General features: G+C 46.4%; 1 protein-coding gene. It reads right to left on the minus strand.

Going from position 1 to position 853, the window contains the following annotated elements; all coding sequences use genetic code 11:
* Nucleotides 1–133: 133 nt before the first annotated feature.
* The coding region (locus R7Z47_RS24315; RefSeq protein ID WP_318130700.1) for a GGDEF domain-containing protein at nt 134–853 on the minus strand (720 nt) is incomplete at its 5' end.

Consider the following 853-nt stretch of genomic DNA (forward strand, 5'->3'; position numbering starts at 1 on the left):
GAACAATCGAACTCAATAGCCTGCCAACACAAACTGTAGACACAAAAAAGCCGTCATACTTTGCTTTCATAAGCTCAGTACAACGGCGCGTTTAAACGAAAAGTGTGAATCGCTAGAACGTCATGCTGTCTATTTATGCCTCATTCTTTTGGCAACTCAACAATCCGTAATTCACTTCAACGCGGTTTCGACCATTACGCTTAGCGAGATACAATACTTCATCGGCTCTTGCCATGGTCTCGGTTACCCGCTCATTTTGCATTTGGGCCACGCCAATACTGCAAGTAAGCGCCTCACCATGAACCCACAAGTGGTTTGCGACATTCTTGCGTATCATCTCGGCCTTTTTCACGGCTTGTTCGATATTGGTATCTGGGCAGAAAACCACAAACTCTTCCCCCCCCCAACGAACCAAACGGTCATCAGGTGCAATAGAACTGGCAACGACCATGACGAACTCACGCAGAATGTCATCCCCCATTTGATGCCCGAACTTATCGTTAATCTTCTTAAAGTTATCTAAATCCATATAAAGGATGCTCAACGTCGAGTGCCCCCAACGTACTTGGCGTGCTTGCTGTTCTAACCAAGTTTGTACAGCATGACGGTTCATCGCTCCGGTTAGCGCATCTCGGTGCGCCAACTCGGCAAATTCGTAATTCTGCGCGCGCAAAGTGCCATTCACTTTTTCTAGATGACGATGACGACGCTTCGCTTTTTCATACGCCGCTCTGTTTTTCCGTAGTTCATGCAGAGAGAAAGCCAGCCCTAAAGCCATCCAAGAAAACAATAGAGCAAACAACAACGTCTCTTGTGCAAGATAGGCACCTTCAAATTCGATCTTATCAATCAC

Source organism: Vibrio sp. 1641, assembly GCF_033339995.1.
Lineage (GTDB): Bacteria > Pseudomonadota > Gammaproteobacteria > Enterobacterales > Vibrionaceae > Vibrio > Vibrio alginolyticus.